This window comes from Rhodococcus sp. YH1 (assembly GCF_009939605.1).
Taxonomy (GTDB): Bacteria; Actinomycetota; Actinomycetes; order Mycobacteriales; family Mycobacteriaceae; genus Rhodococcus; species Rhodococcus aetherivorans.
Genome location: NZ_WVTE01000017.1, coordinates 1 through 19,625, shown reverse-complemented (window position 1 = coordinate 19,625; position 19,625 = coordinate 1). Strand labels below are relative to the sequence as shown.

The window sequence follows — 19,625 nt, the reverse complement described above, 5'->3', positions numbered from 1 at the left end:
CGACAAGGCGGGCGGGGTGGGGGGTACCTGGTACTGGAACAAGTACCCGGGTGCGTTGTCGGATTCGCAGTCCTTCGTCTACCAGTACTCGTTCGACCGCGACCTGTACAGGGACAACACGTGGACCCACCGGTTCATCAAGGGGCCCGAGGTCCTGGCCTACCTCAACAAGGTGGTGGACCGTTTCGGGCTGCGCGAGCACATTCACCTCGAGACCGGCATGACCGAGGCCGTGTGGGACGAACTCTCCGGTATCTGGACCGTCCGCACCGACCGCGGCATCACCTACCGGGCCCGCTTCCTCGTCACCGGGCTGGGCGTTCTGTCGGCGACCAACACCCCGCAGTTCCACGGCATCGAGCATTTCGAGGGCCGGGTCGTGCACAGCGGGGCCTGGCCGGAAGGACTGGACCTGACGGGCAAGCGGGTCGGGGTGATCGGTAACGGCTCGACCGGCAACCAGATCATCACGGCCACGGCCCCGATTGCCGGGCATCTGATCTCGTTCCAGCGGTCCCCGCAGTACAGCGTGCCGGTCGGCAACCGGGAGGTGAGCCCCGAGCAGTTGCGGGCCGACCACGAGAACTTCGACGCCACCTGGGAGCAGGTGCGCAGTTCCAGTGTGGCCATGGGTTTCGAGGAGAGCACCATCGAGACCTTCAGTGTGTCCGCGGAGGAGCGCGAACGCATCTTCCAGGAGGCCTGGGACGCGGGCGGGGGGTCCCAGTTCATGTTCGGGACCTTCTGCGACATCGCCACCGACGAGGCGGCCAACGAGGAGGCGGCGAAGTTCATCCGCCGCAAGATCGGCGAGATCGTGCAGGATCCCGAGACCGCCCGCAAGCTCACCCCGACCGACATGTATGCGCGCCGGCCGTTGTGTGACTCGGGGTTCTACGAGGCGTTCAACCGGCCCAACGTCAGCCTGGTGAACGTCAAGGAGAACCCGATCGTCCGGATGACGCGCAAGGGCATCGTCACCGAGGACGGCGCCGAGCACGAGCTCGACGTGCTGGTGTTCGCCACCGGTTTCGACGCGGTCGACGGCAACTACATGCGGGTGGACCTGAAGGGCCGGGACGGGAAGCTGATCAGTCAGCACTGGAACGACGGGCCGACCAGCTACCTCGGGGTGGCCACCAGTGGGTTCCCCAACATGTTCATGATCCTCGGCCCCAACGGTCCGTTCACCAATCTGCCGCCCACGATCGAGGCCCAGGTGGAGTTCATCACCGACACCATCCGGAAGGTCGCGGCCACCGATACCGGCAGGATCGATCTCAGGCCCGAGGCGGAGACGGACTGGACCGAGACCTGCCGCGAGGTCGCCGCCGCGACGGTGTTCGGCAAGGTCGACTCGTGGATCTTCGGTGCGAACATTCCCGGCAAGAAGCGGAGCGTGCTGTTCTACCTCGGGGGCCTGGGCGAGTACCGCAAGATCGTGGCGGCCGAGGTGGCGGCCGGATACCCCAGCTTCGTCACCAAGTCCCCTCCGCTCCCACTCGGGGCCGCCCATCCGAAACGGACGTCCCAGCCGTTTCGTACCACCACGCAACACTGAAGACCACAATGAATACGCGATGAGAAAGGTACGCGACCGGCGACCGAAGGCGGTGTGCGAGTTCGCCGCCACGCCGGCCGCCGAGATGAAGCAGGCGCTCGCAGGTGCGCTCGACGCGTACCGGTCCCGCCACGAAACGGAGCTGTTGCATCGTGCCTCCGGCACGCAGCTCAAAAGAGAGATCTGAGATGACTTCGACCATAACGACCGACCAAGAAGCACGACGCAAACGAACGGTGATGTGGGTCGTATCCCTCGCCACCGTCGGCATGATCTTCGATGGTTACGACCTCGTTGTATACGGCGCGGTGCTGTCGACCTTCCTGAACGACCCGAGCCATCTCGGGGAAGTTACGCCCGCGGTCGCGGGGACCCTGGGCAGCTACGCCCTGCTGGGAATGATGTTCGGTGCTCTGCTCGCCGGAGCCTTCGGTGACATCCTCGGCCGCCGCAAGGTCATGCTGCTCTCCTACGCGTGGTTCTCCATCGGCATGTTCGTCACCGCGCTGATGAGCAGTACCACGACGTTCGGCATCATGCGGTTCCTCACCGGCCTCGGTATCGGCGCGTTGATCGCCACCACCGGCACCCTGGTCACCGAATTCGCCCCGCCGGGAAAGAAGAACCTCTGCAGTGCCATCAGCTACTCCGGCGTGCCGCTGGGGAGCCTGCTGGGTGCCCTGCTTGCCATCCTTCTGTTGGAGTCCCTCGGTTGGCGCGGACTGTTCATGATCGGGGCGTTGCCGATCGTGACCCTGTTGCCGTTGGCGTTTCTGAAGATGCCCGAGTCGGTGCCGTGGTTGGTCGCCCGGGGCCAGATCGACAAGGCCCGGGCGATCTCCGAGCGCACCGGTGTGCCGATGCCCGAGAGCGTCCCGGAATCGGAGAAGGCCGAACGGGTGGGCTTCGCCGGCCTGATCAGCCGCGGCTTCCTGCTCTCGACGGTGCTGGTGGGATTGATGAGCGCCCTCGCCCAGTTCCTCAACTACTACCTCAACACCTGGTTGCCGGTGCTGATGGAACAAGTGGGGTTCAATACCAAAGGCTCGCTCGCCTTCCTTCTCGTGTTGAGCGGAGGCGCAATCCTCGGAGCGCTGGGCGGCTCCCGGTTCGCCGACCGGTTCGGTCCCAAACCGGTTGTGGCTACGGGCTTCCTGATCGGTGCGTCGTTCATCGCATTGCTGACATTGAACGTGCCGTTGCCGGTGCGCCTGCTCTTCGTCGCCATCGTCGGCTTCGGCACCACGGGAACGTCGATCCTGATCTACGGGCTGGTGGCGAACTACTTCCCCACCAAGATGCGGGGTGCGGCGGTCGCGTGGGCCGCGGGATTCGGCCGGCTGGGCGGCGTCAGCGGCCCGCTGCTGGGCGGTCTGTTCCTGGCCGCCGGGCTCGGCGTGAACGCAGTCTTCTATGTCCTGGCCGGCTTCGCCCTTCTGGGTGTCGCTCTGACGCTGGCGGTCCCGAGAGTTCGTCGCGCGACGGACGTTCACTCGACGCCCGTCGAACCGGCAGTGCCGCTCGGGGCCGGAGCGACGGCAGTTTCCCCGACTACGTAGTACCGGCCTGGGGAATGCGATGCAATAGTTCGAGCCGGCAACCTTGGAAGGCGTGGAGACGGCGATGTACGAACGAATCCTGGTAGCCATCGATGCAGCGCCGGACTCTCCCGACGATTCCCTGCAACGAACGATCCGGTTCGCGAAGATGACCGGTGGGACCGTCCACCTGTTGCACTTCGCCCGCGGCCACGTAGTCGCCTACGACATCAACGCCGGCTCGGGGCTCGGTGTACTCGAAGGCGAGGACGACGTTCCCACTGACGAACGGAAAGTAGTGCAAGACGCTGTCGACCTACTCGCCGCAGCGGGAGTCACTGTCCACGGAGAACTCGTCAACGCTACCGAACACGACATCCCGGACATCATTCTGCAGCGAGCGCACGAACTACGGGCGGACATCATCGTCCTCGGTTATCAGCATCACCGTGGGTCCACGGTCGCCGAACAAGTGATACGGCGGCATCCGGAATGCTCTGTCCTGCTGGCCAGACCACCACAACCGGCGTAAGCACGGTTGCCCGCACGTGTCGTTCCGAGCGGGAGCGAACCCCCGCGAATTCGGCACGCTCGGCATCCTGGAAGGGATGTTCCACGCCCTGCCGAGCAATCACCACCTTCGACCCTCTCGAGAGGAAACCCCCATGGCCACGGATCGTTACCAGCGCGGACTCGACCGCATGATGGAGCTTGTCTCCACCGAGCACTCCGGCACCTTCGACCACGTCAAGCTCGTGGAGTCCTACAAGACTCTGGACCCGGACCTGTCCGACTACATCGTCTCCTTCGCCTTCGGGGACATCTACTCCCGCACCAGCCTGACCCAGCAGGAACAGACGCTCGTGACCATCTCCACGCTGGTCGCCCTGGGTACCGACCCGCAGTTGAAGCTGCACATCAATGTCGGCTTCAACGTGGGCCTGACCAAGGAGAAGATCGTCGGCGCTCTGATCCAGTGCATCCCCTACATCGGGTTCCCGCGCGTGCTCAACGGCCTGACCCTCCTCAAGGAGGTCATGGCGGAACGGGGTATCGCTCCGGCGGCCCCTGCGGAATCGGACGATCAGCCCACCCCGGCATCCTCGTGATGTTCGTTGCCTCGCCGGCATCTCGATGACTCGCCATGCGGCGCGGCATTCTCTCTCACCACCTCGTCACCACACTTCAAGGAACGCAAGAATGCATCTCGTAATCGGACTCGGACCCATCGGGGGAAACATCGGCGCACATCTCGCCGAGCTGGGCCGGAAGGTGTACGGCTACGACTTCAACCAGGATCGCCTCCGCGAGTGGTCGGAGGAGACCGCGTCGCCGGCCGGCAGCGACCTGGCGGCTGTCGATTGGCCGTCCATCGACAGTGTCCACGTTGCGGTGCGGCTGGCCGACCAGGTCTCGTCGGTGTTCGAGGCCCTGGCGGCCCACACAGCGCAGCCGATGACCGTCTTCGTCCACACCACGCTCGCGCCTGCGGACGCACGGAAGATCCTGCCCTCGGCTCCGGCCGGCTGGCGCGTCTTCGAGGCCCCCGTGTCGGGCGGCCCCCAGGGGGCACGCCACGGCTCGATGACCGTCTTCCTCGCTGGACCCGCCCCCACCGACGCCGAAAACGCGCTGCTGGAAGACATCTCGGGCCGTGTCTTCCAAATGGAGTCCTACGGACAGCCGGCTCTCGTGAAACTCCTCAACAACGCCCTGGCCACCTACAACCTGGCCGCCACCGCACGGATGCTCAACCTCGCAGCCGAACACGGCGTGCCGGCCAAGGACCTCTTCGAGGTGATCGGCGTGTCGACCGGACAGAGCTGGATGGGTGACAACCTCATCGACGTTCAGTACGACCTGCTGCTGAAGGACGTGGGTCTGCTCCGCAGCGAACTCGGTTCACTACCCGCCGCAGATCTCGACGACGACGTCGAGCCGGCGATCCTGCAGGCGCGTGCGCTGTTGGGCTCCGATTCCGACCACGAGTGAGCGTCACAGGAGTCGTTGTGCTGCAGACTTGTTCGGTCTGCTGACAACCGTCGATCACGGAACGGCTCGGCCGATTCCGGCACGGTTGACGGCGCCGCGGGCTACCCGCCGTCGGTCCCGGACGCGTAGGGGGGGCTTCCCCGGCCGTGGCGGCCGGGGAAGAGGTCATGGACCGGGAGCGATCATCCGTTCGTCGGCATCGATCTTCAGGGACCGCATCTTGCGGTAGAGCGTCGTGCGGCCGATCCCCAGGATCTCCGCAGCGCGGGACCTGTTTCCCCCGGCTTCCCGCAGCGCGCCGTCGATCGCATCGCGCTCGGCCTGCTCGTAGCGGCTCAGGGAGGGCTTGCGCGTCTGGCGCATCTCGATCGGCAAGTCCTGGGTCTGGATCAGGCCGCCGCGGGCCACCTGCGGCAGGTCGGTGAGGAGCCGGGTCAGCTCGGCTACGTTGCCCGGCCAAGGCCAGGCCAACAGGCATTGGAGCGCGGCGGGGGAGAACCGCGGTGCCGGCGCACCCGGGTAGAGCTCGGCAGCGACCTCACGCACGACAGCCGAAAGCTCGCCGCGAAGCTCCGCGAGCGAGGGGATGCGTACCGCTGCCGCAACGGCGTCGGCACCGTCTGGGGGGCTGCCCGTGTCGGCTGTGCATTCGGTGAGAACGACCCGGGCACTCCGATCGTCACCGGGGCGCGGAAGCCGCGCGAAGTCCCCGAGGCGCCTGCGCAGCTCGTCGGAGAGGCTTCCGTCCCCGGCGACGACGACCCCGCGCCCCTCGCGCAACGCGGCGTCACCGTCGGCCCAGAACGTGCCGTCCGTGGCAAGGTCGCGGACGGTGAAGAGCTCGGGCTCCTGTCCGGTGCGTTGTCGCAGCCACTTCGAGGCCTGGTGCCGCTTGCCGACGCCGGGGGCTCCGACCACGCGCACGAGTCCGTTCGCGGCGGCGGCAGTGGTGAGCTGCCGTTGGACAACCTCGTACGGCGACTGCTGAGGTCGAGGAGAGGCCGCGCCGCCCCGGAGGAGAGGCACGGTCCCACTGCCCGTTTCGGAGACCACGGCATCCTGCTCGGATGGCGCGGCACCGGCCGGCGCCAGGAACTCCAGCGCGAAGATGGCGTCCTGACCGCCGCGGCCGAGGCGCCGCACCATGGCCTCGGTGCCGAGCATGGGCAATTCGAGCTTCAGTGAATCGTCGTCCCAGTGGTGGAGGCGCAGCTTCTCCCACAGGACGGCGTGCGACTCTGCGTCGAGGTGGGCCAGGGAGGGCAGATCCGTCATGACGGTTTCCGAGTTCATGACCAGGACCGGGCGCCGGGAGGAGCGGAAACAACGGTAGGCGCGCGCCAATTCGAGGTCCCGGGAATCGGCCATGTGCTCGAGTGCCTCGGCGATCTGGTGCCCGGCCTGCCGGACCATGGCGACCATCAACGGGCTGGCGACGTCGACGTGGGAGGCGAGGGAGAGCGAACCGACGATCCGGCCGGTGATGGGGTGCTTGATAGGAGCGCCCGCGCATGCCAGCCGGGCGAGGGCGTCGTTGAAGTGTTCGTTGCCACGGACGAATACGACGTCGCGCGCCTCGATGGGAGTGCCGAGTCCGTTCGTGCCCAGGGTGCGTTCGGAGAAGTCGAACCCCTCCGCTGCGTTGGCCCGGTCCAGCAGCCGCCCGTCCTGGGCGTCGACGATGCGGCGGGACACGATGCGGCCGTCCTCGTCGGCTAGGAAGAGCGTCATCCGCGAGTCCGTGAGGTTGGTCTGCCACTGGTCGAGGATCCGACCCGCAGCACGCAGGATGGCGGTGTCCGGGTCGATCTCGCCCAGAATGTGGGGTTCGGCCCCAGGGTCGACGCGGTGGGAGACCGAGCGGCGCCAGCTCTGCTCGATCTCCTTCGCAACGAGGGAGGCGGGCACGGAGGCCCGGACCAGTCCTTGCTCGACCAGCCGTGCGCGGGCGCTCCGCACCTCGTCCTCGCGACGTCCTCCATCCACCGGCATCACCCCATTGTCAAGCCGTCAAGACGATTCGTCCGGCAATACCACCGGCGGTCAGGTCATCCAACGCCTGGGATACCGCGGCCGCCGACAGCGGCCGTTCGACGAGAGGGATGTGGGGCAGTTCCCCGCGTTGCGCCAACCGCACCAGCTCCTGCATCTGGGCGGGGGTTCCCACGAAGCTGCCCTCGATACGGATCATGCGCAGGGCCAGCAGGGCGGTCGGGAGGGTGACTTCACCGCCGAAGAGGCCGACCTGGACCATGATCCCCGCCTTGGCGAGTACCTCGAACGCCGCCGTGGCCGTGATGCCGTTGTTGACGAAGTCGATCACCGCGCTGGCCGGCCCACCGGCCGCGCGGCGGATGTCGTCGGCCCCGCTGCCGGGCCCGGAGAGGACTGTGCTCGAGGCGCCCATGTCCTGCGCCAGGGCGAGATTCCGTTCGGCGACATCGACGGCACAGATGTTGCGGTGGCCCCGCGAACGGAGGATCGCGATGGCGGTGAGGCCGAGTCCTCCCGCGCCGAAGACGACGACGGGCTCGTCCGGTTCGAGCGGGAGCACCTTGTCCACGGCGCTGTATGCGGTGAGACCGGAGCAGGCCAGGGTGGCGGCCCAGCTCGGGTCGAGGCCGTCGATGTCCACGAGGTACTTCTCGTCGGGCACGAGGATGTATTCGGCGTAGCCGCCGTGGCGGGCCACGCCCAGGTTTTTTCCGGCGGCACAACGGTTGTCGTGGCCTTCACGGCACTGGCGACACTCGCCGCACCCGATCCACGGGTAGATCAGCCGCACGTCACCCACACGAACCGACTCGACGCTGTCGCCCACCTTCTCGACGACACCGACCACTTCGTGGCCGAGCACCATCGGGTATTCGATGCCGCGGGCTTTCATGCTCATCATTCCGCGGCTGCCCAGGTCGTACCCGCCGGCACGCAGGTGGGTATCGGTGTGACAGACACCGGCCCGCACGACCTTCAGCAGCACCTGCCGGCCTTCGGGGCTCGGGGTCGGAACTTCCAGGTCGTGGATGGCGGTGTCATCGGGCTGGACGGCGAATACACGCATCGGGAGAGCGCTCCGTTCGAAGTCTGAGGCGATCAGGTATCCCTTCATCATGTCCAACTCGGTGTGAAGCATCCAATACCAAATCCGGTGCCGATTAGGTGTCATCGGAGTATCAATGCGCCACGACGCCGACTGTTTCACATTGGAACAGCTGTGGGCTGGAACACCACTCCAGCTTTGAATCAGGCGCCGTGGCGGCCATCACATCGAGTGGTCGCAGCCGGAGGGAACACAACCCGGACGCGGCACCCACTCATCCCACCCGGAGCAGGCTCGACATCACCGAAGGACGACCCATGACCAACATCTCCGAAACTCTCAGCACCGCTCCCGGCGGCGCCGCGGGCCCGGATGTGCTGCGCGACCTCTACGCCGACTGGTCCGAGATCATGGCGGCGACACCGGACCTGACCATCCGCCTGCTCCGCTCGCTCTTCGACGAGTGGCACCAGCCGACCGTCGAGCCGGAGGGCGTGACCTACCGCGAGGAGACAGTCGGTGGGGTTCCCGGCATCTGGTGCCTGCCCCAGGGCGCGGATGGATCCAATTTGCTCCTGTACACGCACGGCGGCGGATTCGCCGTCGGCTCGGCCGCCAGCCACCGCAAGCTCGCCGGCCACGTCGCCAAGGCCCTCGGCGCCGTCAGCTTCGTGCTGGACTACCGCCGCGCCCCCGAGTTCCAGCACCCCGCCCAGATCGAGGACGGTGTGGCCGCGTTCGACGCACTCATCGCGAACGGCATCGCCCCGCAGGACATCACCACCATCGGTGATTCCGCCGGCGGAAACCTCGCCATCGCCGTCGCGCTGTCGCTCCTGGAGCAGGGCAAGCAGGGCCCGGGCAGTGTCATCGCCTTCTCCCCGTGGCTCGACATGGAGAACAAGGGCGAGACCCTCGCCACCAACAACGACACCGATGCCCTCATCACCCCGGAACTGCTCGAAGGCATGATCGCCGGCGTCCTCGGGGACACGATCGACCCGAAGACCCCGCTGGCGAACCCGCTGTACGCCGACTTCACCGGGTTCCCCCGGCTGTATATCACGGCCGGCAGCGTCGAGTCGCTCCTCGACAACGCCACCCGCTTGGAGAAGCTCGCCGCGTCGGCCGGTGTCGACGTCACCTTGTCCATCGGTGGGGGCCAGCAGCACGTGTACCCGTTCCTGGCCGGGCGCTCCGCCCTCGTCGACGACGAGTTCGCGAAGCTTGCCGCCTGGTACCAGAAGTAACCCCGACTTTTCTCTCCCACCTGAACGCCTGAAGGATTCACCATGACCGCACAGACCACCAACACCGTCGACGCCGTCGTCATCGGCGCCGGATTCGGCGGCATCTACGCCGTCCACAAGCTGCACCACGAACTCGGCCTGACCACCGTCGGCTTCGACAAGGCCGACGGCCCCGGCGGCACCTGGTACTGGAACCGCTACCCGGGCGCCCTCTCCGACACGGAGAGCCACCTCTACCGCTTCTCCTTCGATCGCGACCTGCTGCAGGAGAGCACCTGGAAGACCACGTACATCACCCAGCCCGAGATCCTCGAGTACCTCGAGGATGTCGTCGACCGGTTCGATCTGCGCCGCCACTTCAAGTTCGGTACCGAGGTGACCTCGGCGCTCTACCTGGACGACGAGAACCTGTGGGAGGTCACCACCGATCACGGCGAGGTCTACCGCGCCAAGTACGTCGTCAACGCCGTGGGCCTGCTCTCCGCCATCAACTTCCCGAACCTGCCCGGCCTGGACACGTTCGAGGGCGAAACCATCCACACCGCCGCCTGGCCCGAGGGCAAGAGCCTCGCCGGCCGCCGTGTCGGTGTCATCGGTACCGGTTCCACCGGCCAGCAGGTCATCACATCGCTGGCGCCGGAGGTCGAGCACCTCACCGTGTTCGTCCGGACCCCGCAGTACTCGGTGCCGGTCGGCAACCGCCCCGTCACCCCGGAGCAGATCGCCGAGATCAAGGCCGACTACGACCGGATCTGGGAGCGCGCCAAGAACTCCGCGGTGGCCTTCGGCTTCGAGGAGTCCACCCTGCCGGCCATGTCCGTCTCGGAGGAGGAGCGCAACCGGATCTTCCAGGAGGCCTGGGACCACGGCGGCGGCTTCCGCTTCATGTTCGGCACCTTCGGTGACATCGCCACCGACGAGGCCGCCAACGAAGCCGCCGCGTCGTTCATCCGCGCCAAGGTCGCCGAGATCATCGAGGACCCGGAGACCGCTCGCAAGCTGATGCCGACGGGTCTGTTCGCCAAGCGTCCGCTGTGCGACAGCGGCTACTACGAGGTGTACAACCGGCCGAACGTGGAGGCCGTCGCCATCAAGGAGAACCCCATCCGTGAGGTCACCGCCAAGGGTGTGGTGACCGAGGACGGCGTCCTGCACGAGCTGGACGTGCTCGTCTTCGCCACCGGCTTCGACGCGGTGGACGGCAACTACCGGCGCATCGAGATCCGTGGCCGGGACGGCCTGCACATCAACGACCACTGGGACGGCCAGCCGACCAGCTACCTGGGCGTCTCCACGGCGAACTTCCCCAACTGGTTCATGGTGCTGGGCCCCAACGGCCCGTTCACGAACCTGCCCCCGAGCATCGAGACGCAGGTCGAGTGGATCAGCGACACGATCGGGTACGCGGAGCGCAACGGGGTGCGTGCCATCGAGCCCACGCCGGAGGCCGAGGCCGAATGGACCGAGACCTGCACCGAGATCGCGAACGCCACGCTGTTCACCAAGGGCGATTCGTGGATCTTCGGCGCGAACATCCCGGGGAAGAAGCCGAGCGTACTGTTCTACCTGGGCGGCCTGCGCAACTACCGTGCCGTCATGGCCGAGGTCGCGGCCGACGGATACCGGGGCTTCGAAGTGAAGTCCGCCGAGATGGTCACGGTCTGACGCCACGCCCCGCAGCCCAGGACGGCCGGGCGTCATCGAAACCGGTGACGCCGGCCGTCCCCACTACCTGACAGGAGAACCCCATGGGTGTGTACACCACCACCGATCCGGCCACTGGGGAAGAGGTCGCGCAGTACCCGGAGATCTCGGACGCCGAGTTGGACGAGCTTATCGGGCGCAGCGCCGCGGCGTACCGCTCCTGGCGCACCACGCCGTTGGAACAGCGACGGGCGGTTCTCGCCCGGGCCGCTGAGATCCACCGGGAGCAGGCCGACGAGCTGGCCGCGCTCCTCACCCTGGAAATGGGCAAGCCGATCACCCAGGCCAAGGGCGAGGTGGCGCTGGTGGCCTCGATCTACCAGTACTACGCGGACCACGCGGAAGAGTTCATGGCGGATGAGCCCCTCGACATCGCCGGATCAGGTATCGCGGTCGTGCGCACCGAGGCGATCGGCCCGCTGGTCGGGGTCATGCCGTGGAACTACCCCTACTACCAGGTGGCCCGCTTCGCTGCCCCCAACATTGCCCTGGGCAACACGATCATCCTCAAGCACGCGCGGAACTGCCCGCAGTCCGCGCTCGCGATCGAGCGGGTCCTGACCGAGGCGGGGTTGCCCGACGGGGTGTACCTCAACGCGTTCATCTCCTCCGCCCAGGTCGCGGCGGCCATTGCGGATCCGCGTATCCAGGGTGTTTCGCTCACCGGATCCGAGAAGGCCGGCTCCGCCGTCGGTGAGGTCGCCGGCCGGCACATGAAGAAGTGTGTGCTGGAACTCGGCGGCTCCGACCCGTTCATCGTGCTCGGCGACGCCGATGTCGATGCGGCAGCCTCCGCCGCCGTCGTCGGCCGGCTCGGTAACGGCGGACAGGCCTGCACGGCGTCGAAGCGCTTCCTCGTGGAGGAACCCGTGTACGACGAGTTCGTGCGGAAGTTTCTCGACGGGATGACCGGTTGGCAGCCCAGCGACCCGGCCAGCCCCGAGACGAAGCTCGGGCCGTTGTCTTCACGCTCGGCAGTCGACGAACTGGACGAGCTGGTGCAGGATGCCGTCTCCCATGGCGCCGAGGTTCTGACCGGTGGGGACCGGCCGGACGAGAAGGGTGCCTACTACCCGCCCACCGTCCTGGTCGGCGTCACTCCCGAGATGCGTGCCTACCACGAGGAGCTGTTCGGCCCGGTGGCGGTCGTGCACCGCGTCGGTTCTCTCGACGAGGCGATCGAGGCGGCCAACGATTCACCCTTCGGTCTCTCGTCCAGCGTGTTCACGTCGGACCCGCAGAAGGCCGACCGCGTGGCGGAAGAGCTCGAGACCGGCATGGTGTGGATCAACAGCACCAGCAAGAGTTCGCCGGACCTGCCGTTCGGCGGCGTCAAGCGTTCCGGCGTCGGCCGCGAGCTGGCCCGGTTCGGCTTCAACGAGTTTGCCAACAAGAAGCTCGTGAGAAACCCCGGGGGAAAGAAGTAACCGAGCGCGTCGACGGCAAGACTGCCGTGCGTCCGAGGGTGCAGTGCGGTCGCTGACGAAGGTGGAGTGAGCGACCGTCACTGCCCGGGCGGCGGACCTGCCGGGCGGCCACCGGCGGGGCCGCCTCCCATCCCGCCCTGCGGCGGCGCATCGGACTGGACGTTCGCCGACTTCTCGGCGACACCGACCGTGATGTCGACGGCGTAGCCGGTGTCGATGCTGCCGGTGACGGTCGCGAGTTCGGCGTCCCAGCCGTCGCCGAAGACGTTGTCGGAGTCGAGGCTGATCTGCGCCAGGTTGCGGGTGCTCTGCGCGTATCCGTCGGCGCCGGCGTACACCGTCTCGCACACGTCGTGGGGGAGGGCGATCTGCGAGGTCAGCCGCGCGTTGTCGCCGGCGACGGCGACCTCGAGGGAGTCGTACACCTCGAAGTGGATGTGCGGCCAGCGCCCCGAGTAGCAGGCCGGGAAGATCGAGGTGAACGAGACGGTGCCGTCGGCGTCGGCGACCTGCACGCCGCGCAGGTAGTTCTGGTCCGTCAGACCGTCGCTGTAGAGGGAGTACTGCCCGTCGCGGTCGCAGTGCCACAAGTAGACGGCCATGCCCTGGCCGGGGCCGCAGCCGGCGGCGAGATCCTGCAGGTGCAGGGTGATGGTGGTCGGCACGCCCGCGGCGGTGCCGGTGTAGTCACCGAAGCTGGTGGTGATGTCCTTGCGGACGATTCCCGACTCGATCAGGACGTTGGGCCCGTTCGATCCGTCGCCGGGGTACGGGCCGGCCGTCTCCTGTGGTGCGGCGGCGACGCACTCGCCCGCGGCGGTCGCGGAGGTCGTCGAAGCGGCGGTGGTGGTGGCCGACGCGGATGCCGAGGTGGACGTCGACCCGCCCGTCGAGCACGCAGCGAGGGCCGCGGTGCCGGCCGCGCCGAAGACGGCCAGCATCCGCCGGCGCGACAGCATCGTCCTCATGTCGTGGGCCAGGCCCAGGTCGTGCTCGTGGAGTTCGGGGTCGGTGGGAACGCGACGCGCCCGGCGTGAACTCATTGCGGTGTCCTCTCGGCTCGGTTCGGTGGGGTTCACGCTACGAAGGGAAGCTCGGGAAACACCGGACGGATGCTGGGAACTTGCTGGCAGCCGGGCTCGGGTGGATCCGTCCTTCGGTCGTCGAGCCCGGCTCGCGCCGCGCGGACGCGGGTAGAATGCGAAAGGTCGGCGCTCCCGCTGATTCCCGATCGCCACGACATGAGGAATGCGATGTACTCGTACAAGGTTGTCGAGGTCCGCGAGAAGATGCTCGGCGGGAAGATGTCCGGTGACAAGCTCGAGGATCTGCTCAACGAGCACGCCCGGCAGGGGTGGCGCCTGAAGGCCATCACCTCCGCCGAGATCAAGGGCCGCGTCGGCCCGGGCGGGGTCGAGGGGCTGCTCGTCACCTTCGAACGCGAGGGCTGACGGGCGCGGTCGGCCCGACTCGTCCGTCGCCGCGACTCGAACAACGCGGCATCGGGGACACTGTCGTGGCCGCACCTCCCCGCGTCCCCTGTGCCGACGACGTCCCGGCTCTCGGCTTCCTGCAGGTTTCGCCACGCGAAAGCGAGATCCCACGACCGACGGTCGTGGGATCTCGCTTTCAGCGGAGCGGACGTGTGAGACCTGCCCGGTGCAGATTTCCGATCAGTGCTGAAGCGCCAGGGGCTCCTTGACCTTCAGTGGTTCCACCCTCCCCATGACGAACAAGTAGTTTGCTGCCCCCAGCAGTGCCACTGCGCCGATCACCGCGAGCGGGGCGACGTAGGACCCGGTGCTGTCGACGAGGACGCCGATGACGAGCGGCGTGAAGATACCCGCGAGATTCGACGCGAAGTTCTGGATTCCGCCGATCGACCCGACATGCTTCGAACTGGGTGCGACGTCCGCCGGAAGCGACCAGATTCCGGTAGCGGCGACGGTCAGGCTGGAGTACGCAAGAGACAAGAGCGCCAACGCCATCCACGCCTCGGGGACGACTGCGGCGAACATGATGACCGATCCGCCGACCAGGCCTCCGGCGATCTGGGTCTTGCGAACCCGGGTGACCGAGTGTCCCCGACGTACCGCGCGGTCGGCGGCGAATCCACCGAGCCATCCGCACGCCACCGCGCACACACCCGGCAGCGCGCCGAACATTCCGAGCTTCAGGAGATCGAATCCCCTCTCGCTGACGAGGTAGCTGGGGAAGAAGGTGATGAAGAAGTAGATCGCGCTGTTCAGGCAGAAGAAGCCGAACATCATGCTCAGGATGGTGCGGTACCGGAACAGCGACCGCCAGGGTAGCTTCGCGGCGTCCGCGTCGTCACTGCCGGCACCGCGTGCGCCGCCGCTCTCGATATGCGCGAGTTCGGCGGTACCGACCCGCGGGTGATCCTGAGGGGCCCGATAGATCTTCCACCAGGCGAAGGCCCATACGACACCCAGAGCGCCGATGATGATGAAGACGCCGTGCCAGGTGGTGAAGGAGATGATGAGCGTGACGATCGGAAGGGCGATCACCGCGCCGACGCGCGAGCCGGAGTCCCAGATGCTCGTAGCGAAGGCGCGCTCGCTCTTCGGGAACCAGGTGGCGACCACCTTGGCGGACGTACTCGGTGCCGGGCTCTCACCCACTCCGAGCAGGAAACGGACCGCGAAGAGCGAACCGAATCCCCGCGCGAAGGACGTGGCCATGGTGCAGACCGACCACCAGAGGGCGGCGATGGTGAACGATCGCCGGGGGCCGACCTTGTCGACATACCAGCCGGCGGCGAGCTGGCACACGTCGTAGGCCCAGAAGAAAGCCGCGAAGATCATGCCCTGCTGGGTGGCGGTGAGATGGAAATCCTCGCCCATGAACGGCAGCGCGACGCTCAGGCTCGACCGGTCGAGGTAGTTGATACTGAGGCCGACGAATGCGAGCCAGATGATGGCCCATCGCATTCGAGTCATGGTCCGAGGTGCTTTCACCTCGGAGTCACTTCCTACTGCAGTACTCATGGGGGTTCTCCCTGACATGACCATTGTTTCCTCGAATCCTCGAACATGAGGCAGGTGGGGTGAGGTCGATCGCGGCATGGGATCGTATAGGAACACCGGCGATCGTATAGGCCACATGGAATCAGGTGACTGCCGTCACTGTCAAGCGGGCCGGGGAGGGGCAACCCGGCACCTCGGAGCTTCCCGTTCCGGTCGCGAAAGGGCGCCGGCGGAATCGACGCGTCGAGGAAACGCCTGGATCGTCGGCGTCCGACCTCGTCTCCCCTGGGACGTCGCGCTAACCGACGATGTGCGCCTTCTGTGTCCGTGCGGTCTCGGAGGCATCCAGGGGTGGCATGTTGCCGTCGAAGGCCTGCGCGAATCGCGTGAAGGAGTTGCGAATGTGGTCGGCCATGGCCTGCTCGGCGGTCTGCGGCTCGCAGGCACGGATGGCATCCCAGATCTGCCGGTGTTCGGCGACGGTGACCGACCCGTCGACGTCCGCGGGATAGAGCCGGAAGATGTGCAGGTGGCAGTGGGTCTGGACGAATGCGTGCTGGACCACTGGGTTGCCGGCCGCACCGAGGATGGTGTCGTGGAAGCGGGTGTCGTGGGCGACGAGGTCCTGACGCAGGTCGCCGCCCTCTTCGACGCGGCGCTCGAAGGATTCGAGCTCCCGGTCCAGGGCCCTGCTCGGGTTCGTGAGCCGATCCACCGCCGCGGATCGTGCTGCCCAGGGCTCGACGAGCAGTCGGAACTCGAAGAGGGATCGGAGTTCGGGAAGGTCGAGCAGGGGGGTGGTGCTGTACCCGCGGCCGGGGCTGTAGACGACCAGGTTGTCCCCCTCGAGCCGCTGCAACGCTTCTCGGACCGGCGTCTGTGAGACGCCCAGGTCGCGCGCGATGGCATCGATGTTCATTCGGGTGCCCGGCGGAATCTCGCTGGCCACGATGGAGTCCCGCAGCTTCGAATAGACCTCGCCGGCAGCTACTTTCGGCTGAACTCTCGGGGCGTCGGACGTATCGCGCCGGGCCATGACCATCTCTCTCCACTTCTCGGCCCGCTGTGGCGGTGCGGCAGGTGGCGGGCGCTCGGACATGCCGACTGTATACGCCCCGGTCCTCTTCGCCGTCGACCAGCCTCGGGACCCCTCTCGGGCCCCGGCGGGGTGACCGATCCATCTCCGGCGGCTTGACGCGGGCCACACTGCCTATATGATTGCGGCGATTCCTATACGATTCACGGAAGTGAGTGCCATGTCTCACCTCGTCTCCATCACGACCGACGATGTCCGGTTCCCGACGTCGCTGGAACTGGACGGTTCGGATGCGGTCAACGTCGACCCGGACTACTCGGCCGCCTATGTCACGATCCGCACGGATGCCGGCGACGAAGGGCACGGCTTCGTCTTCACCTGTGGTCGGGGCAACGATGTCGTCACCCATGCCATCGACACCTACGCCCAGCTGCTGATCGGCCGGAACACCGAGGAACTGATCTTCGATCTCGGCGCCGCATCCAAACGTCTCGTCCACGACTCGCAACTGCGGTGGCTGGGCCCGGAGAAGGGCGTCAGCCAGATGGCCTGCGGCGCTCTGATCAACGCGCTGTGGGATATTCGGGCCCGTCGCGAAGGCAAGCCGCTCTGGTTGCTGCTGAGCACCATGTCCCCGGAGGAGATCGTCGACGTCGTCGACTTCACGCACATCCGCGACTCCCTCGATCCGGCTCGGGCCCTCGACCTCCTCCAGCGCGGCAGCATCGGCAAGGCGGACCGCATCGCCGCACTCCAGGCCGGCGGCTACCCCGCTTACACGACGTCACCGGGGTGGCTGGGATACAGCGACGAGAAACTCGTGCGTCTCAGCAAGGAGGCAGCCGCCGACGGCTTCTCCATGATCAAGCTCAAGGTCGGCGGGAGCGTCGAGGACGACCTTCGTCGCCTGGCCCTCGCCCGCGAGGCCGTCGGTGACCTGCCGATCGCGATCGACGCCAACCAACGGTGGGAGGTCTCCGAGGCCATCGATCGGGTGAACGAGTTCGCGCAGTTCGACCCGTACTGGATCGAGGAGCCGACCAGCACCGACGACATCCTCGGCCACGCCGACATCCGTAAGGGTGTCGCCCCGACGCGGGTCGCGACCGGCGAGGCTGTCGCGAACCGTATCGTCTTCAAGCAGCTGCTGCAGGCCCAGGCCATCGACGTGCTCCAACTGGACTCCACCCGCGTTGCCGGAGTGAACGAGAACATCGCCGTCATGCTGCTGGCCGCCCGCTTCGGGGTGCCGGTGTGCCCGCACGCCGGCGGAGTCGGGCTCTGCGAACTCGTTCAGCACTTCTCGTTCTTCGACTACGCAGCCGTCAGTGGCTCCCAGGAGGGACGCATGATCGAGTACGTCGACCACCTGCACGAGCACTTCGCGGAACCCGTCCGGATCGTCGGGGGACGTTACGCCGCGCCGGCCCTGCCGGGTATCGGCGCGGAGATGCTGGCCGCGTCGCGCGAACGCTGGGTCTTTCCCGCCGGCCCCGGCTGGCGAGAGGTGAACGGACGCGCGGCCACCACGAAGACCGGAGTGGAGGTGGCGCCGTGAACACGACCGTCGAGGAACTGAACCGGAAGGTCGAAGCGGCCCACGCGGCATTTCAGAAGGCCCGGACGGTCCCCCCGGACACCCGCGCCGGCTGGCTCGAGGCCGTCGCCGAGGGGCTGGAGGGCGACGCTCCGGCCCTGGTCGACATCGCTGCGCGGGAAACCGGTCTGGGGCTCGACCGGCTTCAGGGCGAACTACGGCGCAGTACTTTCCAGCTCCGGTTGTTCGCCGACGAGGTCCGCCGCGGCGAGCATCTCGACGCCGTCATCGACCATGCCGACGACTCGTGGGGGATGGGGCCGCGGCCGGACATCCGCCGTGTCAACGTGCCGCTGGGCGTCGTCGGTGTCTTCGGTGCGTCGAACTTCCCCTTCGCGTTCAGCGTGATGGGTGGCGACAGCGCCTCGGCGCTGGCCGCCGGATGCGCTGTCGTCCACAAGGCCCACGACGGGCACCTCGAGCTCGCCGCACGCACCGCGGACGTCGTGGTCGCCGCACTCGAGGCCGCCGGAGCCCCTGCCGGTCTCTTCGGGCTCGTGACCGGCAGACCCGCAGCAGAGGCGCTGGTGGATCACCCGCTGGTCAAGGCTGTCGGCTTCACGGGTTCGACCGGTGGCGGCCGCGCCCTGTTCGACCGCGCGGCGGCACGCCCCGAGCCCATTCCCTTCTACGGCGAACTCGGTGGAATCAACGCGGTGTTCGTCACCGAGAACGCGTGGAACAGCCGCCGCGAAGACATTCTCACCGGCTACGCGCAGTCCTTCACTCTCGGCATGGGGCAGTTCTGCACCAAGCCGGGGCTGCTGTTCGTGCCGGCGGGTGACACCGGATCCGTTGCGGCTGTGCTGGCGCACGCCCTCGACCGCTTCGAGGCGACCGTGCTCCTCAACGCTCGCCTCCACGACGGATACCGCGAGGCGGTGACGCGGGTCCGGGCCGCCGCCGGCGTCGAGGTACTCGTCGAAGGCGACTTCGCGGCGATGCCGTCGCCGATGGTGCTGCGCACCACGGCCGCGAACGTACGCGCACATCCGGAACTCCTGCGACAGGAGATGTTCGGGCCGGCGAGCCTGATCGTCGAGTACGCCGGTGAATCGGAACTGGTCGGTCTGGCACGCCTCCTGGAAGGCCAGCTCACGACGACTGTGCAGGCCGAAGCCGCCGACGACGTCACCGAACTGGCCGCCGTGCTCGTCGACATCAGCGGTCGGGTGCTCTGGAACGGCTGGCCCACAGGCGTGACCGTCAGCTACGCCCAGCACCACGGAGGACCGTACCCCGCGACGACATCGACGACCACCTCCGTGGGCACCGCCGCCATCTCCCGGTTCCTCCGACCGGTCGCGTACCAGTCCTTTCCCACATCGCGTCTGCCCGAGGCGTTGCAGGACGAGAACCCGTGGGGGATCGCACAGCGGATCGACGGCGAGTGGCACCGTCCGGCAAGGCCGGGAGCGCAGCGATGACACACGCTCACGTCCTGCCCGAGGACGCCGACCGGGCGCGGCTGATCGGGCGCGTGTGGGACGTCG

At 67.2% G+C, this 19,625-nt stretch carries 17 protein-coding genes; 12 read left to right on the top strand and 5 right to left on the bottom strand.

What is annotated here, in order from left to right; translation table 11 throughout:
* From AIIKEEIJ_RS02085 to AIIKEEIJ_RS02060, 6 genes are all read left to right on the top strand, one after another.
* On the top strand, positions 1 to 1,561 hold a 1,561-nt coding region (locus AIIKEEIJ_RS02085; protein WP_161994834.1), incomplete at its 5' end, for an NAD(P)/FAD-dependent oxidoreductase.
* A gap of 19 nt (positions 1,562 to 1,580) precedes the next feature.
* Positions 1,581 to 1,748 carry a hypothetical protein gene (locus AIIKEEIJ_RS02080; protein WP_161994833.1) on the top strand — a complete coding sequence of 56 codons (168 nt, stop codon included), beginning with the start codon at positions 1,581 to 1,583 and terminating at the stop codon, positions 1,746 to 1,748.
* Position 1,749: 1 nt separating this feature from the next.
* Entirely contained in the window at positions 1,750 to 3,120 is a 1,371-nt protein-coding gene (locus tag AIIKEEIJ_RS02075) for an MFS transporter (protein WP_161994832.1), read from the top strand.
* 52 nt (positions 3,121 to 3,172) lie between these two features.
* Positions 3,173 to 3,631 (top strand): universal stress protein, encoded by a 459-nt coding sequence (locus AIIKEEIJ_RS02070; RefSeq protein WP_161994831.1) that lies wholly within the window; start codon positions 3,173 to 3,175, stop codon positions 3,629 to 3,631.
* Positions 3,632 to 3,764: 133 nt separating this feature from the next.
* On the top strand, positions 3,765 to 4,208 hold the full coding sequence (locus AIIKEEIJ_RS02065; RefSeq protein ID WP_161994830.1) for a carboxymuconolactone decarboxylase family protein: 444 nt from the start codon (positions 3,765 to 3,767) through the stop codon (positions 4,206 to 4,208).
* A gap of 91 nt (positions 4,209 to 4,299) precedes the next feature.
* On the top strand, positions 4,300 to 5,091 hold the full coding sequence (locus AIIKEEIJ_RS02060; RefSeq protein ID WP_161994829.1) for an NAD(P)-binding domain-containing protein: 792 nt from the start codon (positions 4,300 to 4,302) through the stop codon (positions 5,089 to 5,091).
* A gap of 165 nt (positions 5,092 to 5,256) precedes the next feature.
* On the opposite strand, the gene AIIKEEIJ_RS02055 is transcribed toward AIIKEEIJ_RS02060, so the two are convergent.
* Together AIIKEEIJ_RS02055 and AIIKEEIJ_RS02050 are read right to left on the bottom strand one after the other, a co-directional pair.
* The gene (locus tag AIIKEEIJ_RS02055; protein WP_161994828.1) at positions 5,257 to 7,083 is read right to left on the bottom strand and encodes a helix-turn-helix domain-containing protein; all 1,827 of its coding nucleotides are present in this window, start codon (positions 7,081 to 7,083) and stop codon (positions 5,257 to 5,259) included.
* Between the two features lie 10 nt (positions 7,084 to 7,093).
* Entirely contained in the window at positions 7,094 to 8,152 is a 1,059-nt protein-coding gene (locus AIIKEEIJ_RS02050) for an alcohol dehydrogenase catalytic domain-containing protein (protein ID WP_161994827.1), read from the bottom strand.
* A 296-nt stretch (positions 8,153 to 8,448) separates the two neighbouring features.
* Here AIIKEEIJ_RS02050 and AIIKEEIJ_RS02045 point away from each other — a divergent pair, with 296 nt between their 5' ends.
* The 3 genes from AIIKEEIJ_RS02045 (at position 8,449) to AIIKEEIJ_RS02035 (ending at position 12,512) form a co-directional block, all read left to right on the top strand.
* A complete protein-coding gene (locus tag AIIKEEIJ_RS02045; RefSeq protein ID WP_161994826.1) occupies positions 8,449 to 9,381 on the top strand; it encodes an alpha/beta hydrolase fold domain-containing protein in 933 nt (310 codons plus the stop codon).
* Between the two features lie 42 nt (positions 9,382 to 9,423).
* Positions 9,424 to 11,046: an NAD(P)-binding domain-containing protein gene (locus AIIKEEIJ_RS02040; protein WP_161994825.1), complete on the top strand. Its 1,623-nt coding sequence runs from the start codon at positions 9,424 to 9,426 to the stop codon at positions 11,044 to 11,046.
* 83 nt (positions 11,047 to 11,129) lie between these two features.
* On the top strand, positions 11,130 to 12,512 hold the full coding sequence (locus AIIKEEIJ_RS02035) for an aldehyde dehydrogenase family protein (protein ID WP_161994824.1): 1,383 nt from the start codon (positions 11,130 to 11,132) through the stop codon (positions 12,510 to 12,512).
* Between the two features lie 77 nt (positions 12,513 to 12,589).
* Here the strand turns inward: AIIKEEIJ_RS02035 and AIIKEEIJ_RS02030 are convergent, their stop codons facing one another.
* The gene (locus tag AIIKEEIJ_RS02030) at positions 12,590 to 13,555 is read right to left on the bottom strand and encodes a dioxygenase family protein (RefSeq protein WP_161994823.1); all 966 of its coding nucleotides are present in this window, start codon (positions 13,553 to 13,555) and stop codon (positions 12,590 to 12,592) included.
* A gap of 210 nt (positions 13,556 to 13,765) precedes the next feature.
* Between AIIKEEIJ_RS02030 and AIIKEEIJ_RS02025 the strand changes: the two genes are divergently transcribed.
* Positions 13,766 to 13,963, top strand: a complete 198-nt coding sequence (locus AIIKEEIJ_RS02025) for a DUF4177 domain-containing protein (RefSeq protein WP_006935226.1) — start codon at positions 13,766 to 13,768, stop codon at positions 13,961 to 13,963.
* Positions 13,964 to 14,185: 222 nt separating this feature from the next.
* Here the strand turns inward: AIIKEEIJ_RS02025 and AIIKEEIJ_RS02020 are convergent, their stop codons facing one another.
* Positions 14,186 to 15,463, bottom strand: coding sequence for an MFS transporter (locus tag AIIKEEIJ_RS02020; RefSeq protein ID WP_238406164.1), 1,278 nt, complete (start codon positions 15,461 to 15,463; stop codon positions 14,186 to 14,188).
* Between the two features lie 334 nt (positions 15,464 to 15,797).
* Positions 15,798 to 16,598 carry a GntR family transcriptional regulator gene (locus tag AIIKEEIJ_RS02015; protein ID WP_231385949.1) on the bottom strand — a complete coding sequence of 267 codons (801 nt, stop codon included), beginning with the start codon at positions 16,596 to 16,598 and terminating at the stop codon, positions 15,798 to 15,800.
* A gap of 157 nt (positions 16,599 to 16,755) precedes the next feature.
* On the opposite strand from AIIKEEIJ_RS02015, the gene AIIKEEIJ_RS02010 reads away from it, so the two are divergent.
* On the top strand, positions 16,756 to 18,093 hold the full coding sequence (locus tag AIIKEEIJ_RS02010; RefSeq protein ID WP_161994835.1) for an enolase C-terminal domain-like protein: 1,338 nt from the start codon (positions 16,756 to 16,758) through the stop codon (positions 18,091 to 18,093).
* Positions 18,090 to 19,559, top strand: a complete 1,470-nt coding sequence (locus AIIKEEIJ_RS02005) for an aldehyde dehydrogenase family protein (RefSeq protein WP_161994822.1) — start codon at positions 18,090 to 18,092, stop codon at positions 19,557 to 19,559. The genes AIIKEEIJ_RS02010 and AIIKEEIJ_RS02005 overlap by 4 nt, the downstream gene beginning before the upstream one ends.
* The last annotated feature ends 66 nt before the right edge of the window (positions 19,560 to 19,625 follow it).

What these genes read in the sequence shown, in the direction of transcription:
- AIIKEEIJ_RS02020 (WP_238406164.1), bottom strand. Translation starts at nt 15,463, where the DNA reads ATGCGATGGGCCATCATCTGGCTCGCATTCGTCGGCCTCAGTATCAAC.
- AIIKEEIJ_RS02080 (WP_161994833.1), top strand. Translation starts at nt 1,581, where the DNA reads ATGAGAAAGGTACGCGACCGGCGACCGAAGGCGGTGTGCGAGTTCGCC.
- AIIKEEIJ_RS02035 (WP_161994824.1), top strand. Translation starts at nt 11,130, where the DNA reads ATGGGTGTGTACACCACCACCGATCCGGCCACTGGGGAAGAGGTCGCG.
- AIIKEEIJ_RS02060 (WP_161994829.1), top strand. Translation starts at nt 4,300, where the DNA reads ATGCATCTCGTAATCGGACTCGGACCCATCGGGGGAAACATCGGCGCA.
- AIIKEEIJ_RS02050 (WP_161994827.1), bottom strand. Translation starts at nt 8,152, where the DNA reads ATGCGTGTATTCGCCGTCCAGCCCGATGACACCGCCATCCACGACCTG.
- AIIKEEIJ_RS02030 (WP_161994823.1), bottom strand. Translation starts at nt 13,555, where the DNA reads ATGAGTTCACGCCGGGCGCGTCGCGTTCCCACCGACCCCGAACTCCAC.
- AIIKEEIJ_RS02025 (WP_006935226.1), top strand. Translation starts at nt 13,766, where the DNA reads ATGTACTCGTACAAGGTTGTCGAGGTCCGCGAGAAGATGCTCGGCGGG.
- AIIKEEIJ_RS02045 (WP_161994826.1), top strand. Translation starts at nt 8,449, where the DNA reads ATGACCAACATCTCCGAAACTCTCAGCACCGCTCCCGGCGGCGCCGCG.
- AIIKEEIJ_RS02040 (WP_161994825.1), top strand. Translation starts at nt 9,424, where the DNA reads ATGACCGCACAGACCACCAACACCGTCGACGCCGTCGTCATCGGCGCC.
- AIIKEEIJ_RS02010 (WP_161994835.1), top strand. Translation starts at nt 16,756, where the DNA reads ATGTCTCACCTCGTCTCCATCACGACCGACGATGTCCGGTTCCCGACG.
- AIIKEEIJ_RS02055 (WP_161994828.1), bottom strand. Translation starts at nt 7,083, where the DNA reads ATGCCGGTGGATGGAGGACGTCGCGAGGACGAGGTGCGGAGCGCCCGC.
- AIIKEEIJ_RS02015 (WP_231385949.1), bottom strand. Translation starts at nt 16,598, where the DNA reads ATGTCCGAGCGCCCGCCACCTGCCGCACCGCCACAGCGGGCCGAGAAG.
- AIIKEEIJ_RS02075 (WP_161994832.1), top strand. Translation starts at nt 1,750, where the DNA reads ATGACTTCGACCATAACGACCGACCAAGAAGCACGACGCAAACGAACG.
- AIIKEEIJ_RS02065 (WP_161994830.1), top strand. Translation starts at nt 3,765, where the DNA reads ATGGCCACGGATCGTTACCAGCGCGGACTCGACCGCATGATGGAGCTT.